This window comes from Mesorhizobium sp. WSM4833 (genome assembly GCF_055811095.1).
Window position 1 is genome coordinate 90,032 of sequence record NZ_JBVVQG010000017.1, and the last position, 25,434, is coordinate 115,465.

The following is a 25,434-nucleotide window of genomic DNA, read 5'->3' on the forward strand; positions in this document are numbered from 1 at the left end:
CAGGAGAGAATGATGACTGGCCGGATCGCTCACTGCACCTGCGGCCAATTGCAGATCCGCTGCCCGCAAGAGCCGGCCAAGGTCTCGCTTTGCCATTGCCTGGACTGTCAGCGGCGGACCGGCAGTCCGTTCGGGATCGCCGCTTTCTTCGATGCCGCCGAGACCGAGATCAGCGGCTCATTCCAGACATTCCAACGCGATTCCGACAGCGGCTTTCCCGTCACCTTCCATTTCTGCGGAACGTGCGGCTCAACGGTCTTCTGGTATCCGTCACGAAAACCGGCGGCGGTAGCCGTCGCAGTCGGCTGCTTCGGAGACCCGGCATTTCCGGCGCCGACGCAGTCTGTCTATGGCGAGAGTCGCCACGGTTGGGTCGAGGCGCCGGCCTGACGGCGCCCACTCGTTATTCCGCCGCAACGCCCTTCACCTCAAGATAGCTCTCCATCGAATCATCGAGCGCCTGCAGCCACGGCGTATGATGCAGCGGCGCCATGGTGCCGGTCATCAGCGAGCGGTAGGCGTGGTCGCGGAAGCTCATAATGTCTTCGCCCTTGTGGTGTTCCCATTCCATGAAGGTCTGGTTGACCGCCTCGACGTCGAAACCGGGATAATCGGTCTGGTCCATCAATTCCTTGGTGTAGTCGCCCTGGAACCAGATCATCTGCTCGGCGTCTTCCAGCGTTTCCTCACGCGCGCGCCACTTCGCGCCGTGAGCGGCCATCGCCTCGGCCGAGGGCAGCTTGATGCGGCCCATGATGACGTCGCGGGCAAACCAGGCCTGCGCGTCGAACATATTGAAGGTGTAGAACTGATCCTGCATGCCGATATAGGAAAGCTGTGGGTTCTTCTCCCAGACGACGCCTTCATAGAGATCGAGCGGCCACATGCGGTTGGCTGTCTTGAGCTTCAGATCGTCGGTCAGGAAGGGGAAGGAATGCAGGTACCCGGTGCACAGGATGATGGCGTCGACATCCTTGGTCGTGCCATCCTTGAAATGCGCGGTCTTGCCGACGACCTTCTGCAGCAGCGGCACCTCTTTCCAATTCTCCGGCCATTTGAAACCCATCGGCTTCGAGCGGTAGCTGGAGGTGATGGATTTGGCGCCGTATTTGTAGCATTGCGAGCCGATGTCCTCGGCCGAATAGGAGCGGCCGATGATCAGGATATCCTTGCCCTTGAACTCCATCGCGTCGCGGAAATCATGGCTGTGCAGGATGCGGCCATTGAAGGTGGAGAAACCCTCGAAATAGGGCACGTTGGGTACCGAGAAATGCCCGGAGGCGACGACGACATTGTCGAACTCTTCCGAGTAGGTGACGTCGTTGGTGCGGTCATGCGCGGTGACGGTGAATTTCTTCGTCTCGTCCGAAAACGTCACCATGCGCACCGGGCTGTTGAAGCGCACCCATTTGCGCAGGCCTGATTTCTCGACGCGCCCCTTGATGTAGTCCCACAGCACGGCGCGCGGCGGATAGGAGCCGATCGGCCGGCCGAAGTGCTCCTCGAAAGTATAGTCGGCGAATTCCAGGCATTCCTTTGGTCCGTTCGACCAGAGATAGCGATACATGGAACCGTGCACCGGATCGCCATGCTCGTCGAGACCGGTGCGCCAGGTGTAGTTCCACAGGCCGCCCCAGTCCGACTGCTTTTCGAAGCAGACGATCTCGGGAATGTCGGCGCCCTTGTCGGCCGCCGATTTGAAGGCCCTGAGCTGTGCCAGGCCGGATGGGCCGGCTCCGATGACGGCAACGCGACTTTTCATGGCAGGCCTCCCGATCTGGTTTCGACTTTTGCCTTGACGCAACTCCCAAGGGGAAAGCGCTATGCGCTTTCCCGGAATTGCTCTTACGAAACAAATTTCACTCACAGGGACAGTAATTGGCCCTTTCGTGCTGTCAACAGCCCGGTGCGGAAACAACGTTCCGCCGATGTGGATTTCCCGCAAAAAACCGGACGCGGCCAAACGCCGGATCGTGCGCATGCGCTTTCAGGCGACTTGCCGTCGCAGTTGCGCTGCTGTATCGGCACCTGACATGTTCACCTAGAGTGAAATAAATCCGCAGGAGTGCCGGGGGCGACATGGCGAAGAAGGTTTCCGATTCCAAGGCTGGTCCAGCCGGTGCAAAGGCCAAGCCGCAGCCAAAGGTCTCGGCCGACGGGAAAACCATCCGCGCGCCGCTGACGCAGAACCCGCATGCCATTCGCGACACGCGCGAAAAGGTGCTGGAGGTGGCGATCGGCCGCGAGGTGCGCGCCTTCCGCAAGAAGCTCGGCATCACCGTCGCCGATCTGGCGGTCGCCACCGACATTTCGCTGGGCATGCTGTCGAAGATCGAGAATGGCATCACCTCGCCGTCACTGACCACCTTGCAGGCGCTGTCGCGGGCGCTCGGCGTCCCGGTGACAGCCTTCTTCCGCCGCTTCGAGGAAGAGCGCAGCGCCGTTTTCGTCAAGGCCGGCCAAGGCCTCGATGTCGAGCGCCGCGGCACGCGCGCCGGTCACCAGTACAATCTGCTCGGCCATATCGGCTCCAACACCAGCGGCGTCGTCGTCGAGCCCTATTTGATCACGCTGACCGAGGATTCCGATGTGTTTCCGACCTTCCAGCATGAGGGCATGGAGTTCCTCTATATGCTCGAGGGCGAGGTCGTTTACCGGCACGGCAGCAATCTCTACCCGATGAAGCCCGGCGACAGCCTGTTCTTCGACGCCGACGCGCCGCACGGGCCGGAACAGCTGACGAAACTGCCGATGCGGTATCTGTCGATTATCTGCTATCCGCAGAGCGCGGGTTGAGCGGGACTCGATCTCCCCTTGGTCTCTCGTGAGGCAAATCGGCTTCGCGACGGCTCCTCTTTTGCAGCACTGGTAATTGGCGAAAGCCGAAGTGACATTCGATCTCCCCCCTTGAGGGGGAGATGTCCGGCAGGACAGAGGGGGGCGAGCCGCGATGACACACAATCTGGTATCCGCCAAGAACCGCCGCAATGCGCGCACGGTGCGCAAGGTGATGACCGATCCGAACTAAAGCTTTGGAATGAGATCAGGGCACACAGGCTAATGGGACTAGGATTTCGGCGCCAGATGCCTATCGCCGGCCATATCGTCGATTTTGCATGCCGGACAAAAAGCTGATCGTCGAGCTTGATGGTTCTCAGCATGGCCAGGCCGAAACGTCGGAATCAGACGCTGCAAGAACTGCCAGGTTTGAAGCGCTGGGCTGGACGGTCCTGCGCTTCTGGAACGACGATGTCATTCGCGATATCGACAATGTCTGCCAGCATGTCGTGATTATGGCTGGGCTGGACGACGCGTCGTAAGCGCGGAGGTGGAGATTGGGTAACGCAGGCGCTCCACGGCGCCCCCCTCTGCCCTGCCGGGCATCTCCCCCTCTTGGGGGGAGATTGGCTGCTTTGGAGGCAGCGCCAACATCAGCTATTCAATCCGATCCGAACCCAGGGCTCGTCGGGCTGCCGTCGTCGAGCTTCGACAGCCACTCGACCAACGTTGACCTATACCGGGTCAGGCCCTTGTAGTTGGCGAGTTCGTCGGGCAGGTCGCGGATGACGCGGTGCAGGCGCCGGGCCCATTTTGGTTGCGTCACCAGCTCATCCATCTTGATCAGATAGCAGCGGATCGGAAAGACGATGCCGTTCGAGCGCGGCAGGCGCCAAAAACTCTGCAGCTCGACGCGCAGATGCACTTTGTCGCCGACATTTTCCGGCGTCACCGTAGCCCGGTCCGGACCCCATTTGTGATAGTTTTCGGGGCTGGTGTCGAGGCGCGGATTGATGGTCATCGTCCAGTTCAGGCGCCTGGCCGGCTTGCCTTGCTGGATGTTGGTGAGGAATTTCAGCGCCCTGACAAAAATCCCCTTCTCATGCGCCAGCGGCACCGGCGCGTGCCATTCGAAAAAGTTCATGCCGATGTCGAAATCGAGCGACCAGTCGGCTTGGGTGGTGACCATGCCGGCATCCATCCACAGATTGCCGTCGCGCTGGTCGAGGATGCAGAAGTCGCCCTGGCTCTGGCGGGTGATGTACTCCATCGGGCCGTAAGGCAGCGTCGAGGTGTCGCCGAAGGTGAAGGTGTCGTCGATGCCGAGCGGCCGGTTGATCCAGCGCCAGCGGTCGCCGTCGCGGGTCAGCGTGAAATGCTCGGGATAGCCCAGCGCCTGCTGCTCCATCAGCAGTTCCAGCAAGTCCCAACCGGCCAGCGTCATGTGCGGCAGCGACTGGCAGCGCAGCGGGTCCTCGGCCAGCACCAGCGCCCGGTCCTGCATCTCGGCGACATAGTGCTCGTCGACGTCGATCAGGTTTTCCAGCACGCTGCCTTTCGGCCCGACGACATGCGGCTCAATGTTGACCGCATACATGTAGGCGTCTTCGTGGAAAGGGAACGGGAAGCGCCTGATGTGCTCAGGGCTGTTCCTGAAGGTGAAGTCGTCGCGGAACGTTTCCTTGCGAAAGGTGATGCCCATGATTTCCTCCTAGCGCTCCAGGACCAGCGACCGGCCTTCGAAGCGCGACACGCACGGCATGATCTTCTTGCCCGAACGGTGCTCTTCCTCGCTCAGCCAGTGGTCGTTGTGGATGAACTTGCCGTCGCAAGAGATGACATTGGTTTCGCACTGGCCGCAGACGCCGCCGCGGCAGAGATAGGGCGGATCGACGCCGGCCGCTTCGATCGCTTCCAGCAGGCTCTGCTGCTCATCGACGCGGATCGTCTTGCCGCTGACGGCAAGCGTCACGTCGAAAGGCAGGCCAGGCTGGGGGGCCGCGAAATGCTCGAAATGCACGGTTTCCGATGGCCAACCGAGGCTTACCGCGCGATCACGCACCCAGTTGATCATGCCGGCCGGGCCGCAGACATAGAGATGCGTGCCGAGCGGCTGCGTCGACAGCAGCCGGTCGAGTTCGATGCGCTCGTCAAGGTCGTCATGATAGAGCCTGACCCGTCGGTCGTAGCGCTCGCGCAGCACATCGGCGTAGGTGCCGAGCGATGCGGTGCGGCAGGTGTAGTGCAGTTCGAAATTGCCGCCTTCCGCCGCAAGCTGAGCGGTCTGCGCCATGAACGGCGTGATGCCGATGCCGCCGGCCAGCATCAGATGCTTTTTGGCGCGCAGGTCGAGCGAGAACAGATTGACGGGATAGCTGACCACCATCTCCATGCCGGGCTTGACGTTCCGGTGCATGAACAGCGAGCCGCCGCGGCCGACATCGTCGCGGCGCACCGAGATCGTGTATTCGCGCGTGTCGAGCGGCGAGCCCATCAGCGAATAGGGGTTGAGCCTGGTGCGTTCGCCGTCGCGCATCTCGACCACGATATGGGCACCGCCGGAAAAGGTCGGCAGCAACTCGCCGTCGCGCCGGCGGAAATGGAAGCGGGTGACGAGGTCGTTGACCGGGACGACGTCGCTGACCACGACATCGAGTTTTGTGGTTCCGGTGCTCATCGGAAAACCTCCTCCATCGGAGGAATCTCGCTGCGATCCTCGGCGTTGATGCAGACGCCCTGGAACGCCGCGATGCGCCTGGAATAATGATCGCGCACCAGAAGCAGCAGGCCGCAATGCGCGCAGGTCGCCGGCTGCGTCGTCACATTCTCGGTGATGCCCTTGCAGTGGACGCATTGCATGCGCCGCGCCAGCGAACCGCGGTGCTCGGTCTGGATCGAAGTGTGGTCGATGCCGGCTTCAAGCGCCACCTGCATCGCCTGGCCGATCAGGCCCTCAGTGCCGGCGAGATAGAGGCGCAGGCCCATATGCGCATTTGCCAGTGTCTGCCTAAGCCGTGGCAGCAGGCTGGCGAAGGATGGCGACAGATGAAACTGCGCCGGTCTCAGCGCTTCGAGGGCTGCGGTGTGTTTGCCGTCAGGCCCGGGAATGAAAACGATTTCGGCGTCGTCGAAAAACCCGGGCGGCGCCCTCCCGGCCATCTCCGCTATCGCCAGCGCCCCTTCCGCATCCGCGATAAAAAGATGATGCTTGCCGGGCTGCGGAGACAAGGTTCCGTAAACAGGCCGGCTGATGATGCTTTTGGCTGCCATTTAAGTCTTCGTGCCTTCGAGCGCTTCACCGTTTCATAGAAACGGCGGACCGCTCTATCTCTTTGCTTTGACGCAATTCCGGACGGAAAACCGTTTCACACTTTTCCTGGAATTGCTCGAACCCCTCGCTGTTGATTATGCCTCAACCTTTCGCCGTGCGCTTGGTCTTCTTGGGATCGTCGAATGGCAATGGCTGGGCGGTGGCCTTGATGGCGCCGCTCCTGTTGCGGATTTCGAGCTTGGTGTCCTTGACCGCGCAGTCGACGTCGAGGCGGGCGATGCCCATCGATTTCTCGACCAGGCGCGAATACATGGCGCAGGTTACCACGCCCACCTTCTTGCCGTCGCGATAGACCGGCGCACCCTCATCGGCCGGCTCCTTGCCGTCGAGCAGAACGCCGTAGATCTTGAAGCGCTCCTTACCCTTGAGGCGATAATGCTCCTCGGCGCCGCGGAAGCCGGTCTTTCCGGGGCTGACGGTGAAGTCGAGGCCGAGTTCCCACAGCGTGTCGCCGGGTCCTTCGTTCTCGAACGGGTATTTCTGCGAATTGTCGTAGGGGTAGAACAGCAAGTAGCTTTCCACCCGCAGCATGTCGAGGGTGGTGAAGCGGCACGGAATGATGCCGGCGCTCTTGCCCTCGTCGAGGATCCTGTCCCAGATCGTGCCGGCATCCTGGCCGCGGCAGAAGATCTCATAGCCGCGCTCGCCGGTGTAGCCGGTGCGCGAGATCATGACGGGCAAGCCGAACAGCTGCGTCTGCATATGATGGAAATAGTTTAGGTCGCGAATCCCCGGCACATGCTTGGCCAGATAATCGACTGATGTCGGACCCTGCAGCGACAGATCGTGCAGATTGTCGTCGAAACGCAGCGAGACGTCGCGCCCTACCGAAGCACGCTGCAACTCCTCATGACCGGTGCCCGAACCATGCACGACCATCCAGGCATTGGGGCCGGTGCGGTAGAGGATGCAATCGTCGGTGAATTTTCCCGCCTCGTTCAGCATGCAGGCATAGGCCGACTTGCCGGGGTAGATCTTTTCGACGTCGCGCGTCGTCGCCAGGTCGATCAGGTGTGAAGCATGCGGCCCGGTGATGTGCACCTTCTTGAGGCCGGAGACATCCATCAGGCCAGCCTTGGTGCGGATGGCGATGTACTCCTCGTCGGCATCCTTGTCGTAGGTCCAGGCGGTTCCCATGCCGCTCCAGTCTTCGAGCTTCGAACCGAGCGCTCGGTGGCGATCCGCCAGGGTCGAAAATCTCCAGGATGCCGTCATCCGCTCGTCCTCCGTTTCGATAAAGCTCTGCTGTTCCCTGCCCCCTGCGCAGTGGCGGGAGCTTTGACCGAATATTGATCGCAAACGCCAGGACGCCGCAATACCCATAAGCAATTAATTTCATTGTCAGGCAAAATCCACCGCGCAAAGCAAACAGTTAACCTCACGTAAATCGCGCTTGACAATTGCGGGATTCGGACTGAATTTATGAAAAAAATTTCACTCTCTTGAAAGAGAGCAGCGTCCGGCCAATTCGGGGCCTGGCGTTGGAAAAAGGGGAAAACCGATGTCAGACATGCAACAGCGCATCGAAGCGCTGTACCGCTCCGACGTGAGCGGATCCGCGCTCCTGATCGTCTGCCTGTGGGCGACGATCCTCTTCGTCCTGCTCATGACATGGCCCTACATCCCGCACAGCGGCATCAAGGCCGTGGTCGCGATCGCCGCCGCCGCCGTGCTGATCTTCAACACGGCCGCCATCCTGGCGATGGTCAAGCACTACAAGGAAGACAAGGAATTCATCTACGGGCTCGACATCAAGAACGCCGACGCATTCCGCAACCGCAAGTCCTGAGGGGTAGAAGAAATGTCCCGCTACACGCCGCCGGAGCAGAGCAAGGCCGGGCAGGTTTTCGACATCGCTGTCGTCGTCGTCGCCATTTTCGTGGCGCTGTGGCTGCCGCTGAAACTGGGCCTCGCCGGTGCGGCGAAATCCATCGACGCGCTCGACGCCAAGACGTGGGAAGCGCTCGGCCAGAACCCGACCATGGCCTCGATCTGGGAAAAGCTCGGCTACACGCCCGAGACCGCGCACGACATCATCCAGAACCGCTTCCATTATGTCATCGACTGGCCGACGCTGATCATAATGGCTGCGGTGCTGATAGGCTATTTCGTCTTCCTGTTTCGCGCATCCGACCGCGAATATCGCGACGTCATCAACGAAAAATTCGACGACAAGTAAGAGTTCTGAGGACGATTTAATTCGGGGACACGATCATGTGGGTGGCACTCTCTTACGCATGCTGGGGCATCTCGATCGTGCTCGCTTTGTGGATGCTTTACGACTGGTTCAAGGTCGACACGACCTTCTCCGAAGAGGTGCTGACCTCGTCGCGCGAAGGCGAACTGGAAGCCACTTCCGAAAAACACCGGATCTGAGTGAGGATTGAACAATGACGATCGCACTTGAACCGGCTGCCCCGGCTGTCCAAGGGGACAGAGTTTCACTCCTGCGCGTGCTCGGACCGGCCCATGTCTGGGCGCTCGGCGTCGGCATCGTCCTGGTCGGCGAATTCACCGGCTGGAATTTCTCGGCTGACAAGGGTGGCGCGCTGGCCGCGCTGATCGTCTGCTGGGTCGTCGGATTGCTCTACACCTCGGTCGCGATGATCGATTCCGAGGTGACATCGACCGTGGCCGCCGCCGGCGGCCAGTATGCGCAGGCAAAGCACATCGTCGGACCGCTGATGGCGTTCAACGTCGCGCTGTTCCTGGTCTTTGCCTACACGATGCTCGAAGTGTCCGACGCCATCCTGCTCGGCGACACCATCGTCGCCAAGGCCGGCGTCGAAGGGCTCACCCACAATTCCTTCATCGCCGCGACCATCGTCGTGCTGGCGTGGCTGAACTATCGCGGCGTGCTGATGACGCTCAACGTCAACTTCGTCATCACCGCGATCGCCTATATCTCGATCGTCATCCTGTTCTTCTCGGTCAGCCCGTGGACGCAAGGCGCGGTGCTGAAGCTGAACGAACTGGTCACCCCTGGCAATGCGCTTCCCTATGGCTGGATCGGCGTCATCGCCGCCTTCCAGTTCGGCATCTGGTACTATCTCGGCATCGAAGGCACCACACAGGCCGCCGAGGAAGTGCGCTCCCCGGCCCGCTCGCTGCCTTACGGCACCATGGCCGGCATGATCACGCTTTTGATCGCGGCGGCCATGACCTGGTATGTCTGCGCCTCGCTGATGCCCTGGGAATATCTCGGCATCACCTACTATCCACTGTGGGACGCCGGCAAGCTGACCGGCAGCCCGCTGCTCGAGAACCTGTTGTTCGTCGCCACGCTGCTGGCGGCGCTGGCGTCGGCCAATGGTTGCATCAACGATGCGGCGCGCGCCTGGTTCTCGCTCGGCCGTGACCGCTATCTGCCGACATGGTTCTCGGCCGTGCATCCGAAATATCGCACGCCCTATCGCTCGATCCTGTTCCTGCTGCCGATCGCGCTGGCCTTCGCCTTCATCGCCGACCTCAACCAGGCGATCACCTTCTCGATCCTGTCGGGGGTGCTGCAATACACGTTCATGAGCATCAACATCATCATGTTCCGCAAGAAGTGGCCGCTGGGCTCGATCCGCCGAGGCTACACCCACCCCTTCCATCCGATCCCGGCCATGGTGCTGTTCTGCCTGTGCGTGGTGACCTTCTTCGCCATCTTCCTCGGCTTCGGCTCGCAGCTGATCGCCATGGTCGCCTTCTACTTCCTGATCTCGCTGTGGTTCCACTTCTACCGTTACAAATTCGTGCGGCGCGGCGACCAGTTCACCATGCCGTGGCCAAAGCCGCAGGGTTATTGATGGGAGTAGGCCCGTCCGGATCCCGGGCGGGCCTGGCATGAGAAAATGTCCGATCTGACATCAGCACTGCTGGCCGGGGCCATTTTCCTGGTTGTCGTTCTCCACCTTGCCTGGCAAGCGCGTGCCAGCCGCAGCAGGGCATCGATGGCGCTCGCCGTCGAGCAGGACCGCATCCGCACAATCATCGCCGATGCTGCCAATGTTTCGGATGGCACCGCCGGCGTCATCACCTGGGAAGGATCCTGGAACAGCAAACGTGTCCAGGTGCGCACCATCGTCGATACGCTGGCGACGCGCAAACTGCCGGCGCGCTGGCTCAGTGTTTCGATCACCGAAGAGGTCGCGGTACCAGCCACCTTCGACATGATGATGCGGCCGGGCTCGCCGACGACCTTCTCCAATTTCGATCATCTCGAGCATACGCTGCCCAAGGCTCCGGGATTTCCCGCCGAGTCGGTGCTGCGCACCGACCGCAGGGCGGCGCGCTTTCCGCAAGGCCTGATCGCCAGCCATATCGAGATCTTTTCCGAAGGGCGCGCCAAGGAACTGCTGATCACGCCCAAGGGTATACGCATCGTCTGGCTTCTGGCCGAAGCCGAGCGGGCGCGCTATGGCGTTTTCCGGCAGGCCGAATTCGGCGACGCCGCACTCGATCCCGCGCTGATCGAAAGGCTGCTGATGTCGGTGTCGGCGCTTCGCGACGCGATCAACAAAAGCGAACGGCAGGCCGCATGACCAGTTCCGCCACTGCACCCACCAATCCCTATCTGGTTCTCGGCGCCGCAATCGTGCTGCCGGGAAGCGGGCACGTCATTCTGGGCGTGCCGGTGCGCGGCCTTCAATTCCTTTTCTTCATGGTGATCCTGGCATGGGTGACGGCCAAGATCGCGCCGCCCGATGCCAGCTTCGTCGGCCGTCACGCCGGCGGCTTCCTGATCTATGCTTTGTCGATCCTGGACGCCTACAAGCTCGCCCGCATCCGCACCGCCAAATGGGTTCACAACGCCCGGCAAGGCAACGATAGTGGGCAGAGCGGCATTGAGACGCATAGGTAATTAGAGGAATATTTTTTTCATACGATTGAATTTGCGGACCTCATTCGATACATCATTTCAGAGTTGCAAACGATCTCTTAGCTACAAAACGTCGGGAGGCTGACATGTGTGGAATTGTCGGACTGTTTTTGAAGGACAAGTCGCTGGAACCCCAGCTTGGCGCGATGCTGTCGCAGATGCTGATCTCGCTCAGCGATCGCGGTCCCGATAGCGCCGGCATCGCCATCTATGGCGCGCCGTCCAAGAATGAGGCCAAGATCACCATCCAGTCGGCCAAGCCCGACCGCGATTTCCGCGGCCTCGAGGCGGAGCTCGCCAAGGCCATCGGCACGCCGGTGACGATCGCGGTGAAATCCACCCATGCGGTCGTCAGGACCACGCCTGCCAAGATCGATGAAGCGCGCGAAACCATCCAGGCGCTGCGCCCCGACATCCGCATCATGGGCGCCGGCGACGTGGTCGAGATCTACAAGGAAGTCGGCCTGCCCGAGGCAGTCGTCGATCGCTTCGATGTCCGCAAGATGACCGGCACACATGGCATCGGCCATACCCGCATGGCGACGGAATCGGCGGTGACGACGATGGGCGCGCATCCGTTCTCGACCGGCGCCGACCAGTGCCTGGTGCACAATGGCTCGCTGTCGAACCACAACAATGTCCGCCGCGAACTGATCCGCGAAGGCATGACCTTCGAAACCGAGAACGACACCGAAGTCGCTGCCGCCTATCTCTCGTCACAGATGGCGCATGGCAAGAATCTCGGCGAGGCGCTGGAAGGCACGCTCTCCGACCTCGACGGCTTCTTCACCTTCGTCGTCGGCACCAAGAACGGCTTTGGCGTGGTGCGCGATCCGATTGCCTGCAAGCCAGCCGTGATGGCCGAAACCGACCAATATGTCGCCTTCGGCTCGGAATATCGCGCGCTGACCAAACTGCCCGGCATAGACAATGCGAGGGTCTGGGAACCCGAGCCCGCAACCGTCTATTTCTGGGAGCATTGAGTTCATGCCGGCAACCACGCTTTCAAAAACCGCGGCACACGACCCTCGGGTCTTCGATCTCGACCAGTTGTCGCTGCGCGAACTCAACCAGGCGCTGCACAATCTGGCTCCCGGCTCGAACGAAACGGCATGGGAAGTGCTGAACCCGAAAGGCAGCCATTCGGTGGCCGTTGGCGTCGACCAGCCTGTTGCCATCGATGTGCGCGGCAGCGTCGGCTATTACTGCGGCGGCATGAATTCCGGCAGCACCATTACCGTGCATGGCTCGGCAGGGCCTGGAGTCGGCGAGAACATGATGTCGGGCTCGATCACCATCAAAGGCGACGCCAGCCAGTATGCCGGCGCCACCGGCAAGGGCGGCCTGCTGGTCATCGAAGGCAACGCCTCGTCGCGCTGCGGCATTTCGATGAAGGGCATCGATATCGTCGTGCATGGAAATATCGGCCATATGTCGGCCTTCATGGCGCAGTCAGGCAATCTGGTGGTGTTGGGCGATGCCGGCGATGCGCTCGGCGATTCCATCTACGAGGCGCGGCTCTTCGTGCGCGGCAAGGTCGACAGCCTGGGCGCCGACTGCATCGCCAAGGAAATGCGGACCGAGCATCTGGAATTGCTGCAGGGCCTGCTCGACCGCGCCGGCGTCACCGGCGTCAAGCCGTCGGAGTTCAAGCGCTACGGCTCGGCGCGTACCCTCTATAATTTCAATATCGACAACGCCGACGCGTATTGAGGCAGCATGACCTACAGGAACCCGCCGACGACGCCGCGCAAATCCGCGACCTTCGACGACTACACGCTTTCCGAGATCCGCCGTGCCGCGGCGACCGGCATCTATGACATCCGTGGCGCCGGCGCCAAGCGCAAGCTGCCGCATTTCGACGACCTACTGTTCCTCGGCGCCTCGATCTCGCGTTACCCGCTCGAAGGCTATCGCGAGCGCTGCGACACATCGGTCGTGCTCGGCTCTCGCCATGCCAAGAAGCCGATCGAGTTGAAGATTCCGATCACCATTGCCGGCATGAGCTTCGGCTCGCTGTCGGGTCCGGCCAAGGAAGCGCTCGGACGCGGCGCTACCCTGTCGGGCACCTCGACCACGACGGGCGACGGCGGCATGACCGAGGAGGAGCGCGGCCATTCCAAGCAACTGGTCTATCAATATCTGCCCTCGCGCTACGGCATGAACCTGCGCGATCTGCGCCGCGCCGATGCGATCGAGGTCGTCGTCGGGCAAGGTGCCAAGCCGGGTGGCGGCGGCATGCTGCTTGGCCAGAAGATTTCGGATCGTGTCGCCGAAATGCGCACGCTGCCGAAAGGCATCGACCAGCGCTCGGCCTCACGCCATCCCGACTGGACTGGACCCGACGATCTCGAGATCAAGATCCTCGAATTGCGCGAAATCACCGACTGGGAAAAACCGATCTATGTCAAGGTCGGCGGCGCGCGCCCCTATTATGACACGGCGCTTGCCGTGAAGGCCGGCGCCGATGTCGTTGTCGTCGACGGCATGCAGGGCGGCACCGCCGCCACCCAGGAAGTGTTCATCGAAAATGTCGGCCAGCCGACGCTTGCCTGCATCAGGCCGGCCGTGCAGGCGCTGCAGGACCTCGGCATGCACCGCAAGGTGCAGCTGATCGTCTCCGGCGGCATTCGCAACGGCGCCGATGTCGCCAAGGCGCTGGCGCTCGGCGTCGACGCGGTCTCGATCGGCACGGCTGCCCTTGTCGCGCTCGGCGACAACGATCCGCGCTGGGAGGCGGAGTACAACGAGCTTGGCACCACGGCCGGCGCCTATGACGATTGGCACGAGGGTCGCGACCCCGCCGGCATCACCACGCAGGATCCGGAACTGATGAAGCGGGTCGATCCGGTGACTGCCGGGCGCCGGCTGGCGAACTACCTCAAGGTGATGACGCTTGAGGCTCAAACGATCGCCCGCGCGTGCGGCAAGAACAGCCTGCACAATCTCGAACCCGAGGACCTGGTCGCGCTGACGATCGAGGCAGCCGCCATGGCCGGCGTGCCGCTGGCCGGCACCAACTGGATACCGGGGAAGAACGGCTTCTGATCAACGAAGGGCCGATTCCCGCATACTCGGGAACAACAATCGATAAAAATGGGGAACTACCGTGGCAACTGATCTTGCTGAATTCGCAAGGGCGAAAAACGTCAAATATTTCATGATTTCCTACACTGACCTGTTCAGTGGCCAGCGTGCCAAGCTGGTGCCGGCGCAGGCGATATCAGACATGCAGAAGGACGGCGCCGGCTTTGCCGGTTTCGCCACATGGCTGGACCTGACGCCGGCGCATCCCGACATGCTTGCGGTGCCGGATCCGGATTCGGTGATCCAGCTGCCGTGGAAGCCTGAGGTCGCCTGGGTCGCGGCCAACTGCATCATGGACGACAAGGAGGTCGACCAGGCGCCGCGCAACACACTAAAGCGGCTGATCGCGGAAGCCGCCAGCGACGGCATGCATGTCAAGACCGGCGTCGAGGCCGAGTTCTTCCTGATCTCGCCTGACGGCAAGACGATCTCCGACGAATACGACACGGCCTCAAAACCCTGCTACGACCAGCAAGCGGTGATGCGCCGCTACGACGTCATCGCCGAGATCTGCGACCACATGCTGGCGCTCGGCTGGGGCGCCTATCAGAACGACCATGAGGACGCCAACGGCCAGTTCGAGATGAACTGGGCCTTCGACGACGCGCTGGCCACCGCCGACAAGCACTCGTTCTTCAAATTCATGGTCAAGTCGATCGCGGAAAAGCATGGCCTGCGCGCGACCTTCATGCCGAAGCCCTTCCAGGGCCTGACCGGCAATGGCTGCCATGCGCATATCTCGGTCTGGGACAAGGCCGGCAAGACCAACGTCTTCGCCGACAATTCGATGGAGCTCGGCCTGTCGGCCAAGGGCAGGAATTTCCTCGGCGGCATCATGAAACATGCCTCCGCACTGGCCGCGATCACCAACCCGACGGTGAATTCCTACAAGCGCATCAACGCGCCGCGCACCATTTCGGGCGCGACCTGGGCACCGAACACGGTGACCTGGACCGGCAATAACCGCACCCACATGGTGCGGGTGCCCGGCCCCGGCCGCTTCGAGCTGCGGCTGCCGGATGGCGCCGCCAATCCCTATCTCCTGCAAGCGGTCATCATCGCCGCCGGCCTCGACGGCATTCGCTCGAAGGCCGATCCTGGCAAGCGCTACGACATCGACATGTACCAGCATGGCCATACGGTAAAGGGCGCGCCAAAACTGCCGCTCAACCTGCTCGACGCCTTGCGCGAGTTCGACAAGGACAAATCGCTCAAGGCGGCGCTGGGTGAGGAATTCTCGTCGGCCTACCTAAAGCTGAAGCACCAGGAATGGAATTCCTATGCTTCGCACTTCACGCAATGGGAGCGCGACCACACGCTGGATATTTGACCACCAGCGCGACGCGAGCGACCTCGGAATGAACTGATGAAATATTCGATCTTCTCGCTCGCTCGTGCCGCCCTGTCCGGCCACAAGAACTGGCAGCGCACCTGGCGCGACGCCACGCCGAAGGATCGCTACGACGTGGTGATCATCGGCGGCGGTGGGCACGGGCTGGCCACCGCCTGGTTCCTCGCCAGCGAGTACGGCATCAAGAATGTCGCCGTGCTCGAAAAAGGCTGGATCGGCTCCGGCAATGCCGGCCGCAACACCACCATCATCCGCTCCAATTACGGTCTGCCCGGCAACACCGGCTTCTACGAATTGTCGATGAAGCTGTGGGAGCGGATGGAGCAGGACCTCAACTACAATGCGATGGTCAGCCAGCGCGGCGTCATCAACCTCTACCATTCCGATGCGCAGCGCGACGCCTATGCGCGGCGCGGCAACACTATGCGCATCAACGGCATCGACGCCGAACTGCTCGACCTCGCTGCCGTCAGGAAGATGATCCCGTTCCTGAACTTCGACAATGCGCGCTTTCCCGTGCAAGGCGGGCTGTTGCAGCGGCGCGGCGGCACGGCGCGGCACGATGCGGTGGTCTGGGGCTATGCGCATGCGGCGAGCGAACTCGGCGTCGACATCATCCAGAATTGCGAAGTCACCGGCTTCGTCAGAGACGCCAATGGCAAGGTGGCCGGCGTCGAGACGTCGCGCGGCAAGATCGGCGCCGGAAAGGTTGGCATGGCGGTCGCCGGCTCCTCGTCGCGCGTCGCGGCAATGGCCGGCCTGCGCCTGCCGATCGAGAGCCATGTGCTGCAGGCCTTCGTCTCCGAGGCGATCAAGCCGCTCATCCCGGGCGTCATGACCTTCGGCGCCGGCCATTTCTACGTCAGCCAGTCCGACAAGGGCGGCCTCGTCTTCGGCGGCGATATAGACGGCTACAATTCCTACGCCCAGCGCGGCAACATGCCTGTGATGGAAGACGTCTGCGAGGGCGGCATGGCGCTGATGCCGATGATCGGCCGCGTGCGCCTGCTGCGCCAGTGGGGCGGCATCATGGACATGTCGATGGATGGTTCACCGATCATCGACAAGACGCCCGTCGACGGGCTCTATCTCAACGCGGGCTGGTGCTATGGCGGCTTCAAGGCGACGCCAGGGTCCGGTTTTGTCTTTGCGCACCTCCTGGCTCGCGACGAGTCGCATGAAGAAGCGGCACGGTTCCGCCTAGACCGGTTCCGAACTGGCGCCATGATCGACGAAAAGGGCCAGGGCGCCCAACCGAACCTGCATTGAAGGCGGTTTAGAAGAAATGCGCATTGCCTGTCCTTTCTGCGGTGAACGCGAACTCGGCGAGTTCACCTATCTCGGCGACGCCAAGCCGGTGCGGCCCGCGGCCGGCGCCTCGGAAGACGAGGTCTTCGACTATGTCTATCTGCGCGACAATGTCGCCGGCGCGACCAGCGAATACTGGTACCATGGCGGTGGTTGCCGGGCTTGGCTGAAGGTCACCCGCAACACGCTGACGCACGAGATTTCCTCCATCGAACCGGCGGCTGGTGCCGGCGCTGCGAAGGTTGGTGCGTGATGGCCGGCGCGCAGACACACCGGCTCGGCAATGGCGGGCTTGTCGACCGCTCGGCACCGCTGAACTTCCGTTTCGACGGCAAGGCTTTCTCCGGCTTCCAGGGCGACACGCTCGCCTCGGCGCTGATCGCCAACGGCGTCAAGCTGGTCGGCCGCTCATTCAAATACCATCGCCCGCGCGGCATCCTGGCTGCGGGCTCGGAAGAACCCAATGCGCTGGTTGAGCTGCGCACCGGGGCACGGCGCGAGCCGAACACCAAGGCGACGACAGCCGAACTCTATGACGGGCTCGAGGCCGCCAGCCAGAACCGTTGGCCGTCGCTGCGCCACGACGTGATGTCGGTCAACCAGCTGTTCGCGCCGATCTTCGTTGCCGGCTTCTACTACAAGACATTCATGTGGCCGGCGAAGTTCTGGGAAGCGATCTATGAGCCGGCGATCCGCCGCGCCGCAGGCCTTGGCCGTGCCGCCGGCATCGCCGATCCCGACCATTACGACAAGGCATGGGCGCATTGCGATGTGCTGATCGCCGGCTCCGGCCCGGCTGGCCTGGCCGCGGCATTGGCAGCCGGCCGCTCTGGCGCCCGCGTCATCCTGTGCGAAGAGGATTTTGTCCTCGGCGGCGGTCTGCTGTCGGATGGCGGAATGATCGACGGCGAACCTGCGGCCGAGTGGATTTCGCGGACGCTGGCTGAACTGGCTGGTATGCCCGACGTCCGCGTCATGACCCGCACGACGCTGTTCGGCGTCTACGATGGCGGCACCTACGGCGCCATTGAGCGGGTCAACGACCATTTGCCCTCGCCGCCCGAGCACCAGGTGCGCCAGCGCCTGTGGCGGATCGTGGCGAAGCGCTGCGTCGTGGCAGCCGGCGCCATCGAACGGCCGATCGTCTTTGCCGGCAACGACACGCCCGGCGTGATGATGGCCTCCGCCATGCGGACCTATGTCGCGCGCTACGCCGCAGCGCCGGCAAAACGGATCGCGCTGTTCACCAACAATGAGGATGGCTGGCGCACGGTCGAAGCGGCCCTCGGTGCCGGCCTGCAGATCGCGGCGGTCATCGATGCACGGCCCGAAATATCGCCGGCGCATCGTTCGCTGGCCTCGAAGGGCGGCTTCCCGGTGCTGCACGGTTCCGTCAGCGGCGTCGACGGCGGCAAGGATGGCGTCAGGAAAATCGCGGTGTCGCTGACCGGCGGCGCGCGCGCCGAGGTCGAAGCGGACGGGCTAGCCGTTTCCGGCGGCTGGAACCCGGCGGTCGGGCTGACCTCCTATCATCGCGGCCGGCCGAAATGGCGCAGCGACATCTCCGCCTTCGTGCCCGACGGCGCGCCTCCAGGCATGGTCGCCGCAGGTGCCGCCAATGGTGCCTTTGGCCTTGGCGCCTGCCTCAGTCAAGGCTTTGCCGCCGGCGCGGCAGCCGCGCATGATGCCGGCCGGACCGGCAATGCGGGATCGGCGCCTGTCGCCGACGACGAGGTTTTCTCGCTCACCCCGCTCTGGCATGTCGCCGGCAAGGGCAAAGCCTTTGTCGACCAGCAACACGACGTCACCGCGTCCGACATCGAGCTGGCGCAGCGCGAGGGTTTTGAATCGGTCGAGCATCTGAAGCGCTACACCACGCTCGGCATGGCGACCGACCAGGGCAAGACCTCCAACGTCGCCGGCCTCGCCATCATGGCGGCGGTAACAGGCAAATCCATTCCCGAGACTGGCACGACCATCTATCGCCCGCCTTACGTGCCCGTCGCCATCGGCGCCTTTGCCGGACACCATCGCGATGAGACTTTTCATGCAACGCGGCTGACGCCGTCGCATCACTGGGCCGTGGAACAAGGTGCTGTCTTCGTCGACACCGGCCTGTGGAAGCGGGCGCAGTGGTACCCCCGCGCCGGCGAGAAGGACTGGCTGGAATCGGTGACGCGCGAGGTCAAGGCGGTGCGCTCAGGCGTCGGATTCTGCGATGTCTCGACGCTCGGCAAGATCGACGTGCACGGTCCGGATGCCGGCGCCTTCCTCGACCGCGTCTACATCAACACCTTCTCCAGTCTTGCAGTGGGCAAGGCGCGCTACGGTCTGATGCTGCGCGAGGACGGCATCGTCTATGACGACGGCACGACGTCGCGGCTGGCCGAGGATCATTATTTCCTGACCACCACCACGGCCAAGGCCGGGCTGGTGATGCAGCATCTCGAATTCTGTCGGCAGGTGCTGTTTCCCGAACTCGATGTGCAGCTGACCTCGGTTTCGGATCAGTGGGCGCAATTCTCGATTGCCGGACCCAAGACACGCGACTTGCTGAAGGAGATCGTCGATCCGGCCGAGGACCTGTCGAACGAAGGCTTTCCGTTCATGGGCGCGCGCGAAGTGACATTGCGCGGCGGCCTCAAGGCGCGGCTGTTCCGCATCTCGTTCTCCGGCGAAATGGCCTTCGAGATCTCGGTACCGGCACGCTTCGGTGATGCGATGGCGCGCAATCTGATGCTGGCCGGCGCGCCATTCGGCGTGACGCCTTACGGCACCGAGGCGCTCGGCGTCATGCGCGTCGAAAAGGGCCACATCGCCGGACCGGAACTGAGCGGCACGACGACAGCGGCCGATCTTGGTCTGGGCAAGATGATGTCGACCAAGAAAGACTATATCGGCCGCGTCATGGCCGGACGCGAGGCGCTGGTAGCCCCGGATCGCCAGGTCGTCGTCGGCATCAAGCCGACGGACGAGACACGCCGGTTGCGCTCCGGCGCACACATCATCCCGAAGGGGCAGACGCCCGGCCCCGGCAACGACCAAGGCTATGTCACCTCGGTCTGCTTCTCGCCGACGTTGGATCAGTGGATCGGGCTCGCGCTTGTCGAACGCGGCCGCGAACGCATCGGCGAGATCGTGCACGCGCATGATCCATTGCGCGGCGAAGACTATGACGTCGAACTCTGCAATCCCGTCTTCTACGACCCGGATGGAGGGCGCCAGCGTGGTTGAGTTTTCCTGGGCTCCCCGCAGTCCGCTTGAAAAGGCGCTCGTTGCCGGCGTGCATGGTGCACGCGGTATTGAGGCCGGCGTCTCGCTGACCGAGATCCGCAATTTTGATCTGATCCAGGTGATGGCGCGGCGCGGCCAGGCGGCCGAGCTGGGACAAGCCGCCAAGGCTCGGTTTGGTGTTGCTGTCCCTGATGCGCCCAAGGCGGTGCGGACTTCGGACGCAACGCTGATCTGGTCGGGACCGGACCAGTTCTTCGTGCTGTCGAAGGGCGGCAAGCACACGATGCAGACGCTGGAGCCCGCATTGTCCGGCTCGCTGTCGGACCAGTCGCATGCACGGGTTCTGGTCAGCATCTCCGGCGCCAAGGCGCGGACAATGCTGGCGAAACTGTCGTCGATCGATTTGCATCCCGATGCGTTTCCGGTTGGCGCCGCCGCCGCGACGTCGATGGATCACACCAGCGTCACGCTCTGGCGCGACAGTGATCGGACGGATGGGCAGGCGGTGTTCAACGTTCTGATGTTTGCGACGTTTGCCGAGAGCCTTTGGCATACGATGCTTGACGCTGCGGCCGAGTACGGCGTGGACATCAGTCACTCCAAGGACTTAGCGTAACGCTTGTGCGCGGCCTTCCCTTCTCCCCTTTGTGGGAGAAGGTGGCCTCGCGAAGCGAGGTCGGATGAGGGGTGCTCCAGCTTGGCAAGAACGGTGATCCGGCCAGCACCCCTCAACCGTCTCGGCGCTGCGCGCCGATCCACCTTCTCCCACAAGGGGAGAAGGGAAAAAGCGCGCTCTCCTTGCCAAACGCGATCCCCCTGCTATTCTTCCCGCTAAAGTAATTTTACACACAGGCAAACTTGTTTCTCGAACTGCAAGGCTGAGATGAGCCAGTCGCCCTACCCCGCAATTGCTGCCGGACCGCCCAAGCCTAGCCTCATCCTGAGGCCCGGCCAGATCGCGCTGCCGCCGGGCATGGAGCGTTATACGATCCAGGGCAACGGCGCGGTGCTGATCGACATCGAGGCCGGCGACGCAATCACCGTGCGCAATGTCGAAGGCGGCCAGGCCTGCGAACTTCTGGCCTGGGACAGGACCGGCGCGACCGATCCCGGCATTTTTGGTGAAGCATCGAACAGCAACGCTGCCGGCATCAAAGCGCTGCTCATAGAGGGCGACGACAGTCTCGCATCCCTGCGGAGCGGGCTCGCCCGCCAGCAGGTGCAGCTTGACCACGCCAAGGCCGTGCGGGTGTTCGGCGTCACGACACCGGCCGGCACCGAGCAGGCTTTCACCGTCGCACGCGATGGTGCGGTGCTGATTGCCGCCCCCGGCGGGCCGATGCTGGTCGATGGTTATGACACGGCGACACCGCTGACCGTCTTCGTTCGCCGCGCCACGATCCGCCCGGCGGCGAAATCGGTATTGGCTGATCCGCTTGCCGACCCGGTGCTCGATTTGCGCGTCCATTCGGCGACCGCGGAGGCCTATTTCGTTAGGGCTGGCGACTATCTGCAGATCATCGATGTCGACGGGCGCCAATGCACCGATTTCCAGTGCTTTTCGGCGCGCAAGCTGGACAGGGGACTGGATCATCCGCTCGACGTGACGACGACGCGCACGCTCATGGGTGCGAGCTACCCGATGCCCGGCCTGCATTCCAAATACTATGACCAGGACATGGAGCCGCTGGTCGAGGTGGTGCAGGACACATGCGGCCGGCACGACGCCTTCGCGCTCGCCTGCGCCGCCAAATATTACGACGACATCGGCTATCCCGGACACACCAACTGTTCGGAGAATTTCAACGGCGCTCTGGCCGGCAACGGCGTCAATCCCCGCGCGGGCTGGATGGCGATCAACTTCTTCTTCAACACGGCGATCGACGCGCATGGCGTCATGGTGTCCGACGAGCCGTGGTCGCGGGCGGGCGACTATGTGCTGCTCAGGGCGCTCACCGACATCGTTTGCGTTTCCTCCGCCTGCCCCGACGACACGACGCCGGCCAATGGCTGGAACCCGACCGACATCCATGTGCGGACCTATTCCGGCCAGCACAAATTCTCGCGAGCGATCGCCAGACGCATGACGCCCGATTCGGAACCGAAAATGACCCGCGAGACCGCTTTTCATTCGAGCTTTGCCAAGCACACCCGCAACTTTCAGGAGTACAAGGGCTATTGGCTCGCCAATTCCTTCGCCAAGGACGGGCCGATCGCCGAATACTGGGCCTGCCGCCAAGACGCGGTGATCATGGACCTGTCGCCGCTGCGCAAGTTCGAGGTCACCGGCCCGGATTCCGAAGCGCTGCTGCAATACACGCTGACCCGCGACGTCAAGAAGCTCGGCGTTGGCCAGGTGGTCTATTCGGCCATGTGCTACGAGCATGGCGGCATGATTGATGACGGCACCCTGCTGCGGCTGGGCAAGGACAATTTCCGCTGGGTCGGCGGCGACGATCTGTCTGGCGAGTGGCTGCGCGACACGGCGACGAAACTCGGCCTCAATGTCCTTGTGCGTTCCTCCACCGACCAGATGCACAATGTCGCCGTGCAGGGACCGAAGAGCCGCGACATCCTCAGGGAGGTGATCTGGACCTCGCCGCTGCAGCCGTCGATCGACGAACTCGAATGGTTCCGCTTCGCCGTCGCCCGCATTGGTGGCGGCAACGGCATTCCGGTCGTCGTCTCGCGCACCGGCTATACCGGCGAGCTCGGCTACGAGATCTGGTGCCATCCGCGCGACGCCGAAAAAGTCTTCGACGCCATCTGGGAAGCCGGCCAGCCTCACGGGCTGAAGGCGATGGGACTGCAGGCGCTGGACATGGTGCGCATCGAGGCCGGGTTGATCTTCGCCGGATACGAATTTTCCGACCAGACCGATCCGTTCGAGGCCGGCATCGGCTTCACCGTGCCGCTGAAGAGCAAGACCGACGATTTCGTCGGCCGCGAGGCGCTGATCCGCCGCAAGGAGCACCCGCAGACGAAGCTGGTCGGTCTCGACATCGACGCCAATGTCGACGTCGGCCATGGCGATTGCGTGCATGTCGGCCGTGCCCAGATCGGCGTGGTCACGTCAGGCATGCGCTCGCCGGTGCTGAACAAGACCATCGCGCTGGCCAGGCTCGATGTCACCCATTCGGCTGTCGGTACCGAGGTCGAGATCGGCAAGCTCGACGGCCATGCCAAGCGGCTGCCGGCGCGAGTCGTCGCCTTCGCCCACTACGATCCGCAAAAGACCAAACCGCGTTCCTGACGGCCCTTCCCTCCCAAGACAGTGAGGCCGTGCTGCAGTTCGTGATAGGAATTTTTTCTTGACCTGCTGAGGGCAGCTATGCTACATATTCGTCCATGGTGCTGATTTGCGCCGCGACCCGCCTCCGGCGGGTTTTTCGCTTCCTGACCCTTCGTCCTTTTCCGAACAATCCCACCGCGGCAGTGTGAAGCCGACATGTTTCGCAAGCGTGATGTGCACGGCGCGACAAATCGCTTGACCTGAAAGCGCGCCGGATCAATCTTCACTGTTAAGAAAAAAATGCGACTGAGTGGAAACACCGACAGCCGCCCAAAGCATGCGTCGATGATGAAGCCTCGCGAAGTCGCGGCCGTCACGAACGGGGAACATCAAAATGGGGAACAAAGACATATGAGCACGATAACGACTGTCCTGGAGCCGCTTGCCGAAGGCAAGTTGCACCGAAATATCGACTGGCGCGGCGCCTTCTGGGTGGCGAGCGGCGTGCCGGCCCTGGTCCTGTTCTCGATCGGCGGCATTGCCGGCACGACCGGCACGCTGGCCTTCGCGATCTGGATCTTCTCCATGATCATGGGCTTCCTGCAATCCTTCACCTATGCCGAAATCGCCGGCCTGTTTCCGAACAAGTCGGGCGGCGCGTCGATCTACGGCGCCACCGCCTGGCTGCGCTATTCCAAGTTCATCGCGCCGCTGTCTGTCTGGTGCAACTGGTTCGCCTGGTCGCCGGTGCTGTCGCTCGGCTGCTCGATCGCCGCCGCCTACATCCTCAATGCGCTGGCGCCAGTGCCGCTGTTCACAGAAACCTCACCCGATGTCGTCGCCTATATCGCCGCGCATGCCGGGATGAGTGCCGCCGACGCCATCACAGCGGTGACCGCGGCGGCGACGCCGGCAATCCGCAACTGGACGCTTTACAGCCACACGCTGGGACCGGTCTCGTTCACCTTCAACGCGACCTTCTTCATCGGCGCAGTGCTGATGCTGATCATCTTTGCGATCCAGCATCGCGGCATTCTCGGCACCGCCAATGTGCAGAAATATATCGGCCTCTTGGTCATCGTCCCGATGCTGATCGTCGGCGTGGTGCCGATCGTCACCGGCCAGATCAACTGGGCGAATTTTTCGCCGCTGGTGCCGCTGGCCGCAGCCTACGCGCCCGAGCCCGGTGCCTGGAACATCGCCGGCTGGACGCTGGTGCTTGGTGGTATGTTCATCGCCGCCTGGTCGACCTACGGCTTCGAGACCGCCGTCTGCTACACATCCGAGTTCAAGAACCCCGGCACCGACACGTTCAAGGCGATTTTCTATTCCGGCCTTCTATGCATGCTGCTGTTCATCCTGGTGCCGTTCACCTTCCAGGGCGTGCTTGGCCTCAACGGTATGCTGGCGACGCCGATCGTCGACGGCTCCGGGGTCGCCGACGCGCTGGCCGGCATGGTCGGCGGCGGCGCGCTAGTCCACAGCCTGTTGGTGATGCTGATGATCCTGGCGCTGGTGCTGTGCATCATGACGGCCATGGCCGGCTCGTCGCGTACGCTCTACCAGGGCTCGGTCGATGGCTGGCTGCCGCGCTATCTCAGCCATGTCAACGAACATGGTGCGCCGACACGGGCAATGTGGACCGATCTCGTCTTCAACCTGATCGTGCTGGCCATCGCCTCGGCCGACGCGACGAGCTTCTTCTTCATCCTCGCCGTGTCGAATTGCGGTTACATCATCTTCAACTTCCTCAACCTCAACGCCGGCTGGATCCACCGCATCGACAACGGCCATATCGCACGGCCCTGGAAGGCGCCGAGCTGGCTGCTCGGGATCGGGGCGATCTTCGCCTATGTCAACGCGATCTTCATGGGCGCCGGTGCCAAGGTATGGAACCCGATGGCGCTGTGGGCCGGCCTGATCACGGCAGCGCTGATCATCCCGGTGTTCTGCTTCCGACACTACATTCAGGACAAGGGCAAGTTCCCCGACCACATGCTGGCCGATCTCGGCATGACGGGGGCCGACCTCTCGGTCAAAAAGGCGGGCATGCTGCCCTATCTGACGCTGGTCGCCGGCGTGGTGGTGATGCTGCTCGCCAACTGGTTCTTCGTCATCTGACGTCATAAAGGATCGGGGGGGGGGGGGGGGGGGGGGGGGGCTGCGGGAGGGGGGGGGGGGGGGGGGGGGGCGGGGGGGGGGGGGGGGGGGGGGGGGGGGGGGGGGGGGGGGGGGGGGGGGGGGGG

Annotated in this window: 23 protein-coding genes and 1 pseudogene; 19 read left to right on the plus strand and 5 right to left on the minus strand. The window is 62.7% G+C overall.

Annotation, left to right across the window (positions count from 1 at the left end; all coding sequences use genetic code 11):
- Positions 1 to 12: 12 nt before the first annotated feature.
- Positions 13 to 390 carry a GFA family protein gene (locus tag AC0L2D_RS27100; protein ID WP_013532891.1) on the plus strand — a complete coding sequence of 126 codons (378 nt, stop codon included), beginning with the start codon at positions 13 to 15 and terminating at the stop codon, positions 388 to 390.
- Between the two features lie 13 nt (positions 391 to 403).
- On the opposite strand, the gene AC0L2D_RS27105 is transcribed toward AC0L2D_RS27100, so the two are convergent.
- Positions 404 to 1,762: an NAD(P)-binding domain-containing protein gene (locus AC0L2D_RS27105; RefSeq protein ID WP_013532892.1), complete on the minus strand. Its 1,359-nt coding sequence runs from the start codon at positions 1,760 to 1,762 to the stop codon at positions 404 to 406.
- Positions 1,763 to 2,079: 317 nt separating this feature from the next.
- On the opposite strand from AC0L2D_RS27105, the gene AC0L2D_RS27110 reads away from it, so the two are divergent.
- Both AC0L2D_RS27110 and AC0L2D_RS27115 read left to right on the plus strand, forming a co-directional pair.
- Complete coding sequence (locus tag AC0L2D_RS27110) at positions 2,080 to 2,796, plus strand: helix-turn-helix domain-containing protein (RefSeq protein ID WP_013532893.1); 717 nt, start codon at positions 2,080 to 2,082, stop codon at positions 2,794 to 2,796.
- A 154-nt stretch (positions 2,797 to 2,950) separates the two neighbouring features.
- Positions 2,951 to 3,320, plus strand: a pseudogene (locus AC0L2D_RS27115) (endonuclease domain-containing protein).
- A gap of 119 nt (positions 3,321 to 3,439) precedes the next feature.
- Here AC0L2D_RS27115 and AC0L2D_RS27120 read toward each other — a convergent pair.
- From AC0L2D_RS27120 to AC0L2D_RS27135, 4 genes are all read right to left on the minus strand, one after another.
- Positions 3,440 to 4,480, minus strand: a complete 1,041-nt coding sequence (locus AC0L2D_RS27120) for a heme-dependent oxidative N-demethylase family protein (RefSeq protein WP_473543260.1) — start codon at positions 4,478 to 4,480, stop codon at positions 3,440 to 3,442.
- Positions 4,481 to 4,489: 9 nt separating this feature from the next.
- Entirely contained in the window at positions 4,490 to 5,455 is a 966-nt protein-coding gene (locus AC0L2D_RS27125; RefSeq protein WP_473543262.1) for a PDR/VanB family oxidoreductase, read from the minus strand.
- On the minus strand, positions 5,452 to 6,048 hold the full coding sequence (locus tag AC0L2D_RS27130; RefSeq protein ID WP_473543264.1) for a dimethylamine monooxygenase subunit DmmA family protein: 597 nt from the start codon (positions 6,046 to 6,048) through the stop codon (positions 5,452 to 5,454). Before AC0L2D_RS27130 ends, AC0L2D_RS27125 begins: the two co-directional genes overlap by 4 nt.
- A gap of 142 nt (positions 6,049 to 6,190) precedes the next feature.
- On the minus strand, positions 6,191 to 7,324 hold the full coding sequence (locus tag AC0L2D_RS27135; protein ID WP_473543266.1) for an aminomethyl transferase family protein: 1,134 nt from the start codon (positions 7,322 to 7,324) through the stop codon (positions 6,191 to 6,193).
- Between the two features lie 286 nt (positions 7,325 to 7,610).
- Between AC0L2D_RS27135 and AC0L2D_RS27140 the strand changes: the two genes are divergently transcribed.
- The 16 genes from AC0L2D_RS27140 (at position 7,611) to AC0L2D_RS27215 (ending at position 25,309) form a co-directional block, all read left to right on the plus strand.
- The gene (locus tag AC0L2D_RS27140) at positions 7,611 to 7,898 is read left to right on the plus strand and encodes a hypothetical protein (RefSeq protein ID WP_473543268.1); all 288 of its coding nucleotides are present in this window, start codon (positions 7,611 to 7,613) and stop codon (positions 7,896 to 7,898) included.
- A 12-nt stretch (positions 7,899 to 7,910) separates the two neighbouring features.
- Complete coding sequence (locus tag AC0L2D_RS27145) at positions 7,911 to 8,288, plus strand: hypothetical protein (protein WP_013532899.1); 378 nt, start codon at positions 7,911 to 7,913, stop codon at positions 8,286 to 8,288.
- Between the two features lie 35 nt (positions 8,289 to 8,323).
- The gene (locus AC0L2D_RS27150; RefSeq protein ID WP_013532900.1) at positions 8,324 to 8,485 is read left to right on the plus strand and encodes a hypothetical protein; all 162 of its coding nucleotides are present in this window, start codon (positions 8,324 to 8,326) and stop codon (positions 8,483 to 8,485) included.
- 14 nt (positions 8,486 to 8,499) lie between these two features.
- Positions 8,500 to 9,903 (plus strand): APC family permease, encoded by a 1,404-nt coding sequence (locus AC0L2D_RS27155; protein ID WP_024502594.1) that lies wholly within the window; start codon positions 8,500 to 8,502, stop codon positions 9,901 to 9,903.
- Positions 9,904 to 9,948: 45 nt separating this feature from the next.
- Complete coding sequence (locus AC0L2D_RS27160; protein WP_473543270.1) at positions 9,949 to 10,638, plus strand: hypothetical protein; 690 nt, start codon at positions 9,949 to 9,951, stop codon at positions 10,636 to 10,638.
- Positions 10,635 to 10,958, plus strand: a complete 324-nt coding sequence (locus AC0L2D_RS27165) for a hypothetical protein (protein ID WP_013532903.1) — start codon at positions 10,635 to 10,637, stop codon at positions 10,956 to 10,958. The genes AC0L2D_RS27160 and AC0L2D_RS27165 overlap by 4 nt, the downstream gene beginning before the upstream one ends.
- A 104-nt stretch (positions 10,959 to 11,062) precedes the next feature.
- On the plus strand, positions 11,063 to 11,959 hold the full coding sequence (locus tag AC0L2D_RS27170) for a class II glutamine amidotransferase (protein ID WP_063167616.1): 897 nt from the start codon (positions 11,063 to 11,065) through the stop codon (positions 11,957 to 11,959).
- Positions 11,960 to 11,963: 4 nt separating this feature from the next.
- Entirely contained in the window at positions 11,964 to 12,689 is a 726-nt protein-coding gene (locus AC0L2D_RS27175; protein WP_013532905.1) for a GltB/FmdC/FwdC-like GXGXG domain-containing protein, read from the plus strand.
- A 6-nt stretch (positions 12,690 to 12,695) separates the two neighbouring features.
- Entirely contained in the window at positions 12,696 to 14,024 is a 1,329-nt protein-coding gene (locus AC0L2D_RS27180) for an FMN-binding glutamate synthase family protein (protein WP_063167615.1), read from the plus strand.
- Positions 14,025 to 14,085: 61 nt separating this feature from the next.
- Positions 14,086 to 15,393 carry a type III glutamate--ammonia ligase gene (gene glnT / locus AC0L2D_RS27185; RefSeq protein WP_024502590.1) on the plus strand — a complete coding sequence of 436 codons (1,308 nt, stop codon included), beginning with the start codon at positions 14,086 to 14,088 and terminating at the stop codon, positions 15,391 to 15,393.
- Between the two features lie 36 nt (positions 15,394 to 15,429).
- On the plus strand, positions 15,430 to 16,683 hold the full coding sequence (locus tag AC0L2D_RS27190) for a sarcosine oxidase subunit beta family protein (RefSeq protein WP_473543273.1): 1,254 nt from the start codon (positions 15,430 to 15,432) through the stop codon (positions 16,681 to 16,683).
- Positions 16,684 to 16,699: 16 nt separating this feature from the next.
- Positions 16,700 to 16,975: a sarcosine oxidase subunit delta gene (locus AC0L2D_RS27195; RefSeq protein WP_473543275.1), complete on the plus strand. Its 276-nt coding sequence runs from the start codon at positions 16,700 to 16,702 to the stop codon at positions 16,973 to 16,975.
- Entirely contained in the window at positions 16,975 to 19,956 is a 2,982-nt protein-coding gene (locus AC0L2D_RS27200) for a sarcosine oxidase subunit alpha (RefSeq protein WP_473543277.1), read from the plus strand. The genes AC0L2D_RS27195 and AC0L2D_RS27200 overlap by 1 nt, the downstream gene beginning before the upstream one ends.
- Positions 19,949 to 20,572 carry a sarcosine oxidase subunit gamma gene (locus tag AC0L2D_RS27205; protein WP_473543279.1) on the plus strand — a complete coding sequence of 208 codons (624 nt, stop codon included), beginning with the start codon at positions 19,949 to 19,951 and terminating at the stop codon, positions 20,570 to 20,572. Before AC0L2D_RS27200 ends, AC0L2D_RS27205 begins: the two co-directional genes overlap by 8 nt.
- 267 nt (positions 20,573 to 20,839) lie before the next feature.
- Positions 20,840 to 23,209, plus strand: a complete 2,370-nt coding sequence (locus tag AC0L2D_RS27210; protein ID WP_473543281.1) for a DUF1989 domain-containing protein — start codon at positions 20,840 to 20,842, stop codon at positions 23,207 to 23,209.
- A gap of 390 nt (positions 23,210 to 23,599) precedes the next feature.
- Entirely contained in the window at positions 23,600 to 25,309 is a 1,710-nt protein-coding gene (locus tag AC0L2D_RS27215) for an APC family permease (protein WP_473543283.1), read from the plus strand.
- The last annotated feature ends 125 nt before the right edge of the window (positions 25,310 to 25,434 follow it).